This is a genomic window from Candidatus Schekmanbacteria bacterium RIFCSPLOWO2_02_FULL_38_14, assembly GCA_001790855.1.
In the GTDB taxonomy this organism is placed as follows: domain Bacteria; phylum Schekmanbacteria; class GWA2-38-11; order GWA2-38-11; family GWA2-38-11; genus 2-02-FULL-38-14-A.
This window is the reverse complement of the sequence record MGDH01000011.1, coordinates 1-13,625: the sequence shown is the minus strand read 5'-3', so window position 1 is coordinate 13,625 and position 13,625 is coordinate 1. Positions and strand designations below refer to the sequence as shown.

General features: G+C 36.9%; 10 protein-coding genes, 2 tRNA genes and 1 pseudogene. All 13 read left to right on the top strand.

What is annotated here, in order from left to right:
• Positions 1-360 precede the first annotated feature (360 nt).
• Positions 361-900 carry a hypothetical protein gene (locus A3H37_02635; protein ID OGL50729.1) on the top strand — a complete coding sequence of 180 codons (540 nt, stop codon included), beginning with the start codon at positions 361-363 and terminating at the stop codon, positions 898-900.
• 745 nt (positions 901-1,645) lie between these two features.
• The gene (locus A3H37_02630) at positions 1,646-3,736 is read left to right on the top strand and encodes a translation elongation factor G (protein OGL50728.1); all 2,091 of its coding nucleotides are present in this window, start codon (positions 1,646-1,648) and stop codon (positions 3,734-3,736) included.
• A 3-nt stretch (positions 3,737-3,739) separates the two neighbouring features.
• Positions 3,740-4,141, top strand: coding sequence for a hypothetical protein (locus tag A3H37_02625; GenBank protein ID OGL50727.1), 402 nt, complete (start codon positions 3,740-3,742; stop codon positions 4,139-4,141).
• An 11-nt stretch (positions 4,142-4,152) separates the two neighbouring features.
• Positions 4,153-4,230: transfer RNA gene (locus A3H37_02620), tRNA-Pro, on the top strand.
• Between the two features lie 78 nt (positions 4,231-4,308).
• Positions 4,309-5,055, top strand: a complete 747-nt coding sequence (locus tag A3H37_02615; GenBank protein OGL50726.1) for a 5'/3'-nucleotidase SurE — start codon at positions 4,309-4,311, stop codon at positions 5,053-5,055.
• 69 nt (positions 5,056-5,124) lie between these two features.
• Positions 5,125-5,790 carry a protein-L-isoaspartate O-methyltransferase gene (locus A3H37_02610; protein OGL50725.1) on the top strand — a complete coding sequence of 222 codons (666 nt, stop codon included), beginning with the start codon at positions 5,125-5,127 and terminating at the stop codon, positions 5,788-5,790.
• 137 nt (positions 5,791-5,927) lie between these two features.
• Positions 5,928-6,001 (top strand) — tRNA-Pro (locus tag A3H37_02605).
• A 27-nt stretch (positions 6,002-6,028) separates the two neighbouring features.
• On the top strand, positions 6,029-6,523 hold the full coding sequence (locus A3H37_02600) for an exonuclease (GenBank protein ID OGL50724.1): 495 nt from the start codon (positions 6,029-6,031) through the stop codon (positions 6,521-6,523).
• A gap of 61 nt (positions 6,524-6,584) precedes the next feature.
• On the top strand, positions 6,585-8,924 hold the full coding sequence (locus A3H37_02595; GenBank protein ID OGL50723.1) for a hypothetical protein: 2,340 nt from the start codon (positions 6,585-6,587) through the stop codon (positions 8,922-8,924).
• A 112-nt stretch (positions 8,925-9,036) separates the two neighbouring features.
• Positions 9,037-9,264, top strand: a complete 228-nt coding sequence (locus tag A3H37_02590; GenBank protein OGL50722.1) for a hypothetical protein — start codon at positions 9,037-9,039, stop codon at positions 9,262-9,264.
• A 33-nt stretch (positions 9,265-9,297) separates the two neighbouring features.
• Positions 9,298-10,665 (top strand): hypothetical protein, encoded by a 1,368-nt coding sequence (locus A3H37_02585; protein OGL50721.1) that lies wholly within the window; start codon positions 9,298-9,300, stop codon positions 10,663-10,665.
• A 96-nt stretch (positions 10,666-10,761) separates the two neighbouring features.
• Positions 10,762-11,880 carry a hypothetical protein gene (locus tag A3H37_02580; GenBank protein OGL50720.1) on the top strand — a complete coding sequence of 373 codons (1,119 nt, stop codon included), beginning with the start codon at positions 10,762-10,764 and terminating at the stop codon, positions 11,878-11,880.
• A pseudogene (locus A3H37_02575) lies at positions 11,840-13,625 on the top strand (hypothetical protein). Before A3H37_02580 ends, A3H37_02575 begins: the two are co-directional and overlap by 41 nt.

Genomic DNA, 13,625 nt, shown 5'->3' with positions numbered 1-13,625 from the left:
AGAAACAGACCTTTAGGTCTGTTATTAACAGGTCTAAACAGGCTGACCGAGAATGTCATTGCGAGGAGCAAAGCGACGAAGCAATCCGACCCGAAGGGTCGTTACGAGAGCCGATTTATCGGCTCGTGGTAATCTCATTAGATTGCTTCGCTTAAGCTCGCAACGACTTCGTCGGATTGCCACGCTCCCTTCGGTCGCTCGCAATGACAAAAAGGGAATTCTCGGTCAGCCTATAAAGACCTGTTTCTACATCTTTCAGAGAAGAACAGAGTAGGGAGGTGGTCACGTAAAAAAAATTAATTGATAAAGTTAATTCAAGCATAAATTAATAATTAAATAAATAATTTAGGAGGCAAAAAAATGGCTGATGATTTTGGTTTTCCACCGGAGGTAGTTGAGTTTGCAAAAGAGGCTGTCCGGAAAGACGGAAGATGGATGGCTTTGATGGTAAAGGCAGTCCATGAGAAATGGGGAAGAGAAGCAATAGATGTTCTCTGCAAGGCTTTTTATGAATTTGGAATAGAAGAGGGAAAAAGGTATAAAAAGGAGTATGGCTATGAGGGAAGGGAAAATGAGATTGATGTAGCAGTTGCCTTAAGAGATATCTACCCCAATGTCCATAAGCATTTGGGAGCTGCAGGGCTTGCGATTGAGAGAATAAAATTCTGTCCCACAGAGAGTGAATCTCACATTCCAGAGTGCTCAATATTTGATGCATGGAAATCTATCTGGGATAAACCCTGGTTTATGTGCGAGATAATGTCAAAATCCCATGATGAAGGTTTTATGAAGGGACTTAATCCAAAGCTTGAGTGGACCCATCATGCAGAGAAGAATGGGCAGGAAGGGCTTGCAAGAGGTGCAGGGTATTGTAAGATGAGGCTGATTCTGAAGAAGTAAGAACTTCCAGATTCAAATAGATAGGGTTCAAGGAGTCTTGGATTCGAGGATTCGAGGGCTTATTAATCCCCCCACAGCCCCCCTTTATCCCTCAAACCCTTTTAACAATCCTCTTTAGAAAAGATGCAAAAAGAGGCTTTGGGAGGAGGAAAATAAATGCCGGTTAAAATTAATATACCAGAATGCATAGGATGCGGAACTTGTGTTGATGAATGCAAGGAAGGGGCTCTCTTCCTTTCAGGAAATGTCGTTATCCTCAAGGAAGAGGATTGCACAAACTGCGGTGACTGCGTTATGATATGCGTCACAGGCGCGCTTTCGCTATAGCCTCTATGCTCGTTGTTTAAATAACATATCACTCTTAATAAGATTCCTCTCTTTGCCTGTTATGTTTCCCTGTGAAGATATAAATAAAATAAAGCGCAAGAACTCCAGTGAAGGATAGAATATCAGCAACCCATCTGATAAATGTATTCGTGAATATTACATCTATCAGAGGAAAACCTGAAAAAGTTATCTTTAATTTTAAAAATTCATTTTTCCTGAATATGATTTCTGAAATCAGAATTGATACATTTATTTTATAAAAAATGATATAAATAAAGTTGAAATAACGATTTTTAAACTCCTTGACAGTTTAACCCTTATATGGCAAATGTTAAAGTGTCAGATTAAGAGTGTTGCAATTAACTTGATATCCCAAAACTAAAACAAAACTTTAAAACTTACTCTTCTGGAGGTTCAAATGGCAGAGTTTGACTTAACGCAACTGCGCAATATCTGTGTTCTGGGACATGGAGGTGACGGAAAAACCTCCTGCTGTGATGCAATTCTGTTTTCCGCCAAAGCTGTTGACAGGTTTGGAAGAGTTGACAACGGAACTTCAAAATTTGATTTTGACCCGGATGAAATCAAGAAGAAACATACAATCAACTCCTCGCTTGGATTCTGTGAATGGAAAAAACATAAAATCAACATAATTGATACTCCCGGAGATGCAAATTTTGTCGGAGAAACAAAAAGCTCAGCAAAAGCCTCTGATGCTGCAGTGATTGTTCTTGATGCGCATTCAGGCGTGAAAGTACAGACAGTAAGGACATGGGAATTTGCTGATGAATTCCGTTTGCCAAAAATTGTCTTTATAAATATGATGGATAAAGAGAGGGCTGATTTCAACCGTGTGCTGGATAGCCTGAAAAAAACCTTTAAAGCATCATTCATACCTCTCACCTACCCAATAGGTGCTGAACAAACATTCAGGGGAGTTGTTGACCTTCTCGCTGGCAAAGCACACATTTACAAGGGAGGAGAAACCGGAGATTTTTCCACTGAAAATATTCCTGATGATATCAAAAGAGAATGCCAGAAGCTGAAGGAAAAGCTTATTGAGTCATCCGTGGAACAGGATGAGAAGATGATGGAAAAATATCTTGAGGGAGGAGAGATAAAGGAAGAAGATTTACTACCGCTTCTCCGCAAAGGAATAGTTGATGGAGATGTGGTTCCTGTTCTCTGCGGTTCTGCAATAAAAAACATAGGGATGAAAGAGCTTCTCGATGCAGTGGTCTCTTTATTGCCATCGCCATCAGAAAGACCCGCTGTAAAAGGGAAATCTGCTGACAATAAGGAAATAGAAAGAAAGCCGGATTTAAAAGACCCGTTTTCTGCTCTTATCTTTAAAACAATAGCTGACCCCTTTGCCGGCAAATTAACCCTTTTCAGGGTTTATTCAGGAAAACTCGATTCTGACTCTCAGTTCTACAACTCAAAAAAACAAAGGATAGAAAAATTCGGACAGATATTTTTTATGCAGGGAAAAGACCATATTCCAGTAAAGCAGGTAAAGACTGGAGACATTGCGGCATTTGCAAAATTAAAGGAAACAGCAACAGGAGACAGTATCTGCGATAGTGATAAAAATGCAATTGTTTATGATTTCATAACACTTCCGGCTCCTATGATTTCTTTTGCCATTGAACCAAAAACAATGGGGGATGATGAAAAAGCAAGTTCAAGTCTTGCGAGGCTTTGCGAAGAAGACCTTACGCTGAAACTCAAAAGGGAATCTCAGACAAAGGAGCTTCTTCTCTCAGGAATGGGAGTTTCCCACATTGAGCTTGCTGTCGAGAAACTCAAAAGAAAATTTGGAGTAGAAGTTGTAATGAAAACACCAAAGATACCATACAGGGAAACAATCAAAGCATCTGCACAGGCTCAGGGAAGATACAAGCGTCAGTCAGGAGGACGGGGACAGTACGGCGACACACATATAAAAATCGAACCTCTTCCCCACGGCAAGGGATTTGAATTTATTGATGAGATTAAGGGGGGATCAATACCTAAAAACTACATTCCATCAGTAGAAAAGGGAATTGTTGAAACAATGCACTCAGGAGAACTTGCTGGATTTCCTGTGGTAGATATCCGTGTCAGACTCTTTGATGGTTCCTTCCACGAAGTGGATTCATCTGATATGGCTTTTAAAATCGCAGGTTCAATGGGTTTCAAGAAAGCCTTTATGGAAGCGAAACCTGTGCTTCTTGAACCGATTATGAATATTGATGTGATTGTTCCTGATGACTGTATGGGAGATATAATAGGAGACATTAACAGCAGGAGAGGAAAAATGAAAGGTGTTGAACCAATGGGGAAAACACAGGTTATTAAGGCATCAATACCTCTTGCTGAAGTCCTTAGCTATGCCCCGGACCTAAAGTCAATCTCAGGCGGAAGGGGATACTTTACAATGGAACCTTCTCATTACGAGGAAGTTCCGGCTCATTTGTGCGAAAAAATAATTGCTGAAAACAAGAAAGAAAAACAAACCGAGGAATAATTAATGTCAGACAGAACCGAAGAACTGCCTCTTTTAAAAGATAAAGCAGAAACAACTATTCCTGACAAAATGTTTTTTAAAATCGGTGAAGTGGGTAACATTGCAGGTGTTGAAACACACGTTTTGCGGTTCTGGGAATCTGAATTCAAGCAGTTAAAGCCGACAAAAAACAGAAAAGGTCAGAGAGTTTACCAGAAAAAAGATATTGAAACTGTACTTCATATCAAAAAACTTTTATATGAAAAAGGATATACTATTGCAGGCGCAAAAAAGTGGCTCAAAGAAAACTCTCTTGAGAGCAAAAGGGGTGAGAAGGAAAATGTTGTTACTGGTAACAGAGAAGAATTGCTTGCAATAAAAAAAGACCTGCAGGATATTCTCTCTGTGCTGAAAAAGAGAGTGTAATGAAATTAACTCGGGGCGTGGCGCAGCCTGGCTAGCGCACTTGCATGGGGTGCAAGGGGTCGGAGGTTCAAATCCTCTCGCCCCGACTAAAATAAAAGTTTACATACACATCAGTAAAAATAATACCACAAAGTTGAGTTTTGCGTAATTCTCAGGTTAAAAATAAATTGAATATTCTTATTTCCAATGATGATGGAATAGAAGCTCTTGGTTTGAAGAGTTTAATAAAGGCTTTTTCAAAATCACATAAAGTAACTATAGTTGCTCCAGACAGGGAACAAAGCGCAACATCTCACTCATTAACTCTCCAAAGGCCCCTGAGGGTAAAAAAAATCAATAAGAACATCTACAGTGTTGACGGCACTCCGACTGACTGCATCAATCTTGCAGTAAACGGCATCCTTGACAAGAAGCCTGACCTTGTCGTATCCGGGATAAACCATGGGCCAAACTTAGGTGATGACATAACCTATTCAGGGACTGTTTCAGCAGCAATGGAAGGAACGCTTTTAGGAATTCCGTCAATTGCTGTATCTGTTGTTGCGAGGGAAAAGTTCAACTTTAACGTTGCCGCAGAGTTTGCTGTCTATCTTGCTAAAATTATTTTCAAGAAAGGTCTGCCGCCTGATACGCTTCTGAATGTCAATGTTCCAAACCTTCCAAAAAAGATGATAAAGGGAATGGCAATCACACATCAGGGAAAAAGGATATACGAAGACCTTGTTTTCAAAAAACACGACCCGAGAGGAGTAGAATATTACTGGATTGGAGGAGGAGAGGCAAAATGGGAAAAGAGTATTGGCACAGACTTTGAAGCAATAGAAAACGGGATGATATCAATAACCCCTCTGCATCTTGACCTAACAAATTACCGAGCGTTAAACATCATAAAAAACTGGGATATGGAGTTTTGACAGAGTAAAGAAAAAATCAGCGTCAGGATTAATAGCCGCAACAGAGATTTTGAGAAGAGTAGGGGATGAATGAAAAACTATAATGCAGCAAGAGAAAGAATGGTTGAGACACAGTTAGAGGGAAGAGGCATTACTGATATAAAAGTCCTCTATGCAATGAGAAAAGTCCCTAGGCACCTCTTTGTGCCAGAGCCTTTGAGGTCAAGGGCATACGAGGACTGTCCTCTGCCTATTGGAGAAAACCAGACTATATCTCAACCCTATATGGTGGCCTTGATGACACAGTCGCTTGGGGTTAAGAACACAGATATTGTGCTTGAAATCGGTACAGGTTCGGGTTACCAGTCTGCAGTTCTTGCAGAGATAGTAAAGCAGGTCTATTCAATAGAAAGGATTAAGGAGTTATTAATTCAGGCAAGAAAATCTTTTGATGAATGGGGATACACTAACATAGCCACAAAAAACTTTGACGGCACTTACGGCTGGAAAGAAAAATCACCATTTGATGCTATAATCGTTACTGCAGGCGCTCCAGAGATTCCCCAGCCTCTTGTCGAACAGTTAGCAGTTGGCGGAAGGCTTATCATACCAGTAGGAGACAGTTCATCACAGATTTTAAAAAGAGTCAGAAAAAAAGAGAATGAAGTAGAGATTGAAGAATTATGTGGTTGCGTTTTTGTAAAGTTGATTGGAAAATACGGATGGACTGAAAAAAATGGAAATTGTGAAATGTAAAACTATTTTATATCCTATGAATCCGTCTGGAAACTTTTTTTTGTCATTGCGAGCCACCGAAGGTGGCGTGGCAATCTCAATTAGAGCTGACATTTTTAAATTTGCATTTTTAAATTTTAAATTTACAATTCCATTTACGGGGCGTGGCTCAGCCTGGCAGAGCGCACGGTTCGGGACCGTGATGTCGCTGGTTCAAATCCAGTCGCCCCGACTTTTTTAAACAATTAAGAGTCCTCAGATGAATACAGACTACTGCTCTTACCTCGATATTGAGACAACAGGTTTAAATCCCTGTTCTGAAAATTTAACTGTCATTGGATTATATCTGGAAAATGGCAGGGAAAACAGGTTTATTCAATTAGTTGGAAATGAAATATCTTCTTTAAAATTGTCTGAGACAATGGAGGATGTAAAGGTAGTTTATACCTATAATGGTTCACGCTTTGACCTTCCTTTTATCAAGACAAAATTGGGTATCAACCTTTCAAAACTTTTTAAACATAAGGACTTGATGTTTGATTGCTGGAAAAGGAATCTCTTTGGCGGGTTGAAAAATGTTGAAAGGGTTTTGAGAATAAACAGAGAACTTAAAAATGTAGACGGGAAGATGGCTGTATTACTCTGGCAGAATTATAAACTTTACGGCGATAAAAAATCTCTGACAACTTTGCTGGAATACAACAGGGAAGATGTCTTGAACCTACGAGTTCTCAGAGAAAAATTGCAAGTCTGAAAAGAGAACCGTCCTGTAGATTATTATAGAGGCAACCCTGAAGATATCAAAGAACTCAGGGATGAGAAACTGGCAATTGCCAAAGAAAGAAGGAGGCAAGACAATAGCTTTGATTAAGAATTTTAAAATGTCAGGAAAATTCCATCCAATTGCTTTCTTAATCATCCTTCTAATTGGAATAATAGTTTATAAAAACTCCTTTAATGTTCCTTTTATATACGATGATAAAGATACGATTGAGTTAAATTATCATATTAAAGGGTTAAAGAACTTCTTAAAAGATTTCTCATTTAATAGCAATAGGCCAATCCTTATGCTTTCCTTTGCTCTAAATTATGAGTTTGGGGGTTTAAAGCTTTTTGGATATCATTTAGTTAATATAGTTCTTCATATTTTCACCTCCTTCCTTGTGTATTTGATTATATCTATAAGCATAAGAAATTCCTTATATCATAAAACCATATTATTGAGTTACCTTATACCCTTAATTGCTTCATTGTTTTATTTAACCCATCCCCTTACAACTGAATCTGTAACCTATCTCTCAAGCCGCTCTTCAATATTAAGCGCCTTCTTCTATGTCCTTGCTCTTTTTCTTTTTATTAAGGGTAATGAGGAAGGTAAAAACTATATAATTTATTCACCACTCTGCCTTATCTTTTATCTTTTATCAATCTGGAGCAAGCAGATAGGAATTACACTTCCGGCCATGGTATTTTTTTATGATTATTTTTTTATAGCAAGAGGGAACTTACAGGATATCAAAAAAAGATTTGCCCAGTATTATTTTCCCTTAATTGTTGCGTCATTCCTAATTGTACTTATGAGTTTAAGTTTTGCCATAACCCTTAAAAGCCCTGATTCTGCTCAGAGGGAATTTTATCCACATATTTTAACAGAAGTTACTATAGCCTTCTACTATTTGAAACATTTTCTGTTTCCAATTAATTTAAATTTCGACCCGTATTTTCCTTTAATTGCATCATTGCTTCAGAGTAAATTTATTCTTTCTCTCTTTTTCATTCTTTTGCTTATCTTCATAGCAAAAAAGTTGTTTAGAGACTCTAAGCTTATATCATTTGGCATAGTTTGGTTTCTCATAACAATTTCTCCACATCTTCTTATTCGCTTGCAGGATTTGATGTGTGAACGCTGGCTTTATCTTCCTCTTATAGGCATTACCTTTTTTGTAGCAGGGATATTGATTAAGGTTATGGAGTTTGGTTCTGGTAAACATTCCTTTTTGCTTTTTTGTTCAATTCTACTGATATTGATTTTTCTCTCAGCAGGGACAATAAAAAGAAACGAGGTTTATAATGATGAAGCCCTGCTTTGGAGTGATGCTATGAAGAAATCTCCTGATAAAGCCCGACCCTATCACAACTTGGGGGTTGTATATTTAGGCAGGAATAAAAATGATGAGGCTATTGAGCTTTACAAAAAGTCAATTTCTATTGAGCCAAACTTTCCTCAAAGTTATAATAATCTTGGAGCAGCTTATATTAGAAAGGGAAAAACCGAAAAAGCCTTAAAGTTTTTTAAGATAGCAGTGAAGATGGCGCCAGATTATACTGATGCGATTAATAATTTAATTAACTCCTATTTTAGAAAAAATCAGATTGATGAGGCATTGAAAATCTATAAAGATGCTATTAAAATAGTTGCTAATCCAGCAGAGATTCATAATATGCTTGGAATGACTTACTATGAAGTAGGTTTATTAGATAATGCAATTGAGATGTTTGGTAGAACTATCCAGTCTGCGCCGGTCTATGCTCAGCCCTATAATAATATGGGAATGGCTTATGATGCAAAAGAGTTATCTGGTAAAGCAATTATCCTTTATAAAAAAGCAATTGAAGTAGATCCTTATTATGCGAAGGCTTATAATAATTTGGCAAGACTTTATGCAAGCAAGGGTAAAGTCAATGAAGCTATAGAACTATATAAAAAAGCAATCAAGATAGACCCGACCTATACAACACCCTATAATAATCTTGGCATTGCTTTCCATGCCTTAGGCAAATACGATGAAGCTATTAGATTATTTAAAGAAGCTATCCAGAAAAAGCCTGATTATACAAAGGCATATAATAATTTGGGAACAACATATTATAGAAAAGGTCAAACAGACTTAGCAATAATGTTCTATAAGAAAGCAATTGGGTTAGACCCATATTATCCAAATGCTTATAATAATTTAGGGGAGGCATATTCTTCAATTGGAAAGCATGATAATGCCATAAGGGTTTTAAAGAAGGCAATTATGATAGCACCATCTTATGCTAATGCCCATAATAACCTATCAAGGGCATATATGAAAAAGGGATTGGAAAAGGAGGCAAAAGATGAAATGAGTTTATATTTAAAATATGGCAAAAAACAGGTGAAAGAGGATTAAGTAGAATTTTAAAAATACATCAAAATATTTAATTGACAATATATATTTTATTGAATATTATTTATAAATTATGTAAAATGGTTTATAAAAAAATAAAACAGGAGTTGGAAAAATGGATGATGGAAAGAAAAAACTAAGCAATCATGTAGAAGGAAAGGGCTGGAAGGGAAGCATGAATGAGTCAGAGAATAAAGAAATCCCTACATACATTCCTCCTGAAGTCATAACATATTCAAGTGATGAAATCTTAGAAGAGCTTGGAACGGTTCAGGCATGTAATAGTTATGATTCCTCTTGCGGTGTCCTTTATAACATGCAACAGGACAATGCAGGATTTTGAAATAGATTCCAGAAAATTTAACAAAAACAATTTATGAAAGAATTTCTTCCAACATATGTTCCCAGGATTAGTGGGAATTTTTATCATGAGAAAAAGGAGGAATTCCATATTTTGCTCCATCGAAAAAATCCACTCTGGGCAGTGGTCAATGATAGAGGATTTGAGATTATAAAGCATTGCAATGGAACTAACTCTTTAAAGGATATCGAAAGAATAATTGCATCAAAATACAGGATAAGCTCTGAAAATATATGTAATGATATAATACATTATCTAAACAAGCTAAAGAGGAGCTTTTCAGCTAAGGGTGAGGAGCTTTATGAACAGGCTACTGATATAAAAAGTCTCTTTCTTCATATTACAAATGGCTGCAATCTTAAATGCAAACATTGCTATTCCTTTGATAACAAAAAAACCACAGGTAATCTTAAAAAGAAAGAGATTATTAAATTAATTGATGAATTTAGAGAATTGGGGGGTAAAAAATTAACTATAAGCGGTGGAGAGCCTTTGCTTCGGAAAGATATCTTATCAATTTTAAAATATGCATCCCATAGTTTAGAAGTAATGCTATTGACAAATGGGACATTGATTAACGAGAAAATAGCTAATTTCCTTTCAGAGAATCGGATTTCTGTGCAAGTTAGTCTCGATGGATCTGAGGCTATGGTTAACGATAAAATTAGAGGCAATGGCTCTTTTAATGCAACTATGAAGGGGATTTCTCTTTTAAAGCGATATGGCTTAAAAGATAAGCTAATAATATGCACAACCATAACAAACCATAACATAGAAGATATTCCCAAGCTCATTAAGCTTGTAAAGGAGCTTGAGATTCCTGTGCTCCGTTTTCTTCCATTGCATAGGGTAGGCTCTGCCCTGCGAAATTGGAACAAAGTAAATGGAGATATTTCAGCTGATGATTATATAAGGCTTTATAGATTTCTTTTTTCTCAGAGGAATGAGAATATAAAGATAACAAGTGGCTTGAACGGGTTAGTTTTAAGAATGAGAAACAATAGAACATGGTGCCCAATTGGCAGGACAGCTGCAATAACTTCAAATGGCGATATCTATCCCTGCGCTCTTTTAATGGAGGATAAATTCTACTTAGGGAACATTAGAAAAGATTCTCTATCTGAGGTGCGAAATTCCACAAGATTTAAATCAATTATAGAAATATCTCTTTCAAGAAGAGAGAAAATTGAGAAATGTAAAAATTGTTCCTGGAAGAATCTATGCCAAGCAGGATGCCCGGGCATAAGTTTGATGTCCAAAGGAACTATATGGGCAACGGATGATTTTTGTGATTTGCGAAGAGAGCTCTACAAGGAAATAATCTTTAACATTTCTGCTAAAAAATACGGAGAGAAAGCCCTCCCTGCATGGCAAGAGTGTTAGAGAATTGGCTTACCTGCCTGCGGTAGGCAGGTAGCTTATAGCAATTTAAAAGTTTTTTAGAGACATTAAAGAAAGAGATAAAGGGAATTTTAAAATATGTTGCAAGAACCAATTAAAGAAACTATACCTTATAAAAACGAAGCTTCTTTTGAGGAAAAATATAGTTTTTTTGATACTAAATTCAAAATCACCACTGACTCTATGGAGCTAATTGATAGATTCAGCCAGATTTACAGGCGCTTTAGAATTCCATTAGAGGAAAAGACAGACCTTTGTATTTCTGTAATCACAAGTAAATACCAAGCAGACACCCCTTTTCTCGCAATAGGGGAAGAAAAATACAGGCTAATGGATGAAGAGCTTATAGCTGAGAATGCTTTTATGGCTATAATTGAAAAAATAGTGAATAAAGTGAAAAGCCATTATATATTCCATGGGTGCGCAGTATCCTTTAATGAAAAGGGAATTATGATTATTGCTCCTTCTTCTTATGGCAAGACCTCATTAGCTTCAAAATTGGTTGAAAAAGGATTTAATTTTATAGCAGAAGAATTTGTAGGGTTAAATAGAGTTACAGGAATGATTGACCCATTCCCAAGAGCTCTTGGAATCAGGACAAATAATAAGGGTTCTTTTGAAAAAAGCTTCATTGATGTTGCAGATATCTATGACCATATAGGTAAATCCTGTTTTCCTCAGTATGTAATTTTTTTGGGTAATCCATTAAGAGCAGGGGAACAAAAAAATTACAGGAGGAACTTAGTAGAGGTCATATTAAAAGAGCCTGATAAAGAGTTTGTATCAGGTTTAAATAAACTTAAAGATGTAAGAATTATCTCAACTGCGTTGCTCAAAGAGCATCCTGTGTTCACCCTCTCTATTAAAAGAGATAAAGGGTTGATTAATGAATTTCAACTTTTTTCTAAAAGATTTAAAAACCTCATTCTCTTTATGGGGAAAATACCTGATGGCCCACCTGATTTTAATGGTCCTGCTTTTTTAAGCCCCGTTACAAAATCAGAGGCTTGTGGCTTACTTTTAGAAAATTTAAGAAATATGAATCCCCAGAGTCATTTACTCCAAGATTTTGAGAATAAACCATCTTTGCTTTTATTTAAATTGATAGAGATAATCTCTGAAACCGAGTGCTATAAATTAAAGCAGGGGAATCTGGATGAGATGGCAGAGCTTGTTTACAGTTTATTTAGAAATTAAAATGCTATATATAAGGAAAACGGACATGAAGCATAAAATAATAATAAATAAAGGACTTAATCTTCTTTTTATAATATCAATAATCTTTTTCTTGTTTCTTGTGGTTTTTACAAAGAGAACTTATAGTATAAGCTTTGAAACTCCAGCAACAAGTTTTGGTAGCCCTGACCAAACTGGAAAGGGAATTGCTATTGGAGATTTTGATAGCGATGGTAATAGAGACATTGTTGCATTAGCAAATTCTTCTCTTCAGAATATTCGTATATGGAAGAATCCAGGCTCTACTACCGCATTTAGCGTTTTATGGGCAAGTAGAAGTGTAGGAGCTATGGCTATAACCCTAAGTGCTGTGGCATTAGCTGACCTTGATAATGACGGCTCTATTGATATCGTCACAGGGAATTCTAATGCAGCAAATTCAACTGTTTATGCATGGAAAAACCCTGGTCCATCTGTAGCTTTTCTTACAACAACTGTTTGGGCGTCAAGTTTAATACTTTCGACGAATACGGGTGTGAATGCTTTATTCATGGCAGACCTTGACAGCACTACTAATAAATTCCCTGATATCATAATAGGTGGAGCAAGTAAAAATTTGCAAATAGTTAGAAATCCAGAAACCAATGTTTTTAGCACATCGCCATGGCCCTCAGCTACAATAATCTACTCTAAAACTGGTGCTGACATAGTTGGTGTATGGGCAGGTAGGATTGATAGTGATAATACACCTGATATTGTAACTGGAGCAGGGGCTGCAACAGCGGGACCTGTTCAAGAAGTACATATTTTTAAAAATCCAGGCTTTGCTTCTGCTTTTGACTCTCCAAGCGTGTGGGATAGCAATCCTGTAGCTAACCTCTCTGTTAATGTATTTCCAGTTGCCTTAGCTGATTTAGACAAAGATGGCTCAAAGGATATAGCTGTCGGAATGGCAGCTAGTACGCTTATGAACAGTGCGGTTGTCAGGATATATAGAAATCCAGGCTCAACTATTGCCTTTACAGCTACTTGGGTTTCATCAAACGCTGTAGGATATAGTCTATCATCGGAATCTATAGGTGGGGGACAGCAATCACTAAAAATTGCAGCCCTTGACGGGGATGGAGATATAGATATAGCTATAACAATGGACTATAATAGTAAAAGAATTACAGTATATAACAATCCTCTTAATCCCCCTACTAATAATGACCCCTTTACAACAGCATGGGTAACTGACTTTTCACTTATTTTTTCCAACACTCCAAATTATTTAGCTCTTCAGGATATAAATAGTGATAACAAGGTTGATATTGTTTCAAACCATACTTTCACCACTCCTTTTTATGTGGTTAAGGGATTGAAGAATACTACTGCAGAGACAAGAATTGAGCTTCTTTATTTTATGGCAATTCCTTCGGATGGGAAAGTTACTCTTAAATGGAAGACAGAGACAGAGATTAATAATTACGGGTTCAATATTTACAGAAGCGAAGATAAAAATGGTGGAGATGAAAAGATTCACTATAAATCAGCAAGTGGAAACTTAGGAGGTGAACTTTACAGCTTTGCAGACACAGATGTAGTTAACGGAAAGAGATATTACTATAAGCTTGAGGATGTTGATACTAATGGAGAGACTGAAATCCATGGTCCTGCTTCAGCAGTGCCAGATAAAATTGCCCTGATAGAGCTTGAGTATGGAGGAAAACTGAGCAAACAAAGCAGGTTTAAATGGAATTCAAATGAATATACCGGGTTTAAAC

Bases quoted from the DNA above. Each gene is read 5' to 3' on its own strand.
- A3H37_02600 (OGL50724.1), top strand. From the start codon at position 6,029: ATGAATACAGACTACTGCTCTTACCTCGATATTGAGACAACAGGTTTA.
- A3H37_02610 (OGL50725.1), top strand. From the start codon at position 5,125: ATGAAAAACTATAATGCAGCAAGAGAAAGAATGGTTGAGACACAGTTA.
- A3H37_02635 (OGL50729.1), top strand. From the start codon at position 361: ATGGCTGATGATTTTGGTTTTCCACCGGAGGTAGTTGAGTTTGCAAAA.
- A3H37_02580 (OGL50720.1), top strand. From the start codon at position 10,762: ATGTTGCAAGAACCAATTAAAGAAACTATACCTTATAAAAACGAAGCT.
- A3H37_02630 (OGL50728.1), top strand. From the start codon at position 1,646: ATGGCAGAGTTTGACTTAACGCAACTGCGCAATATCTGTGTTCTGGGA.
- A3H37_02625 (OGL50727.1), top strand. From the start codon at position 3,740: ATGTCAGACAGAACCGAAGAACTGCCTCTTTTAAAAGATAAAGCAGAA.
- A3H37_02585 (OGL50721.1), top strand. From the start codon at position 9,298: ATGAAAGAATTTCTTCCAACATATGTTCCCAGGATTAGTGGGAATTTT.
- A3H37_02590 (OGL50722.1), top strand. From the start codon at position 9,037: ATGGATGATGGAAAGAAAAAACTAAGCAATCATGTAGAAGGAAAGGGC.
- A3H37_02595 (OGL50723.1), top strand. From the start codon at position 6,585: ATGAGAAACTGGCAATTGCCAAAGAAAGAAGGAGGCAAGACAATAGCT.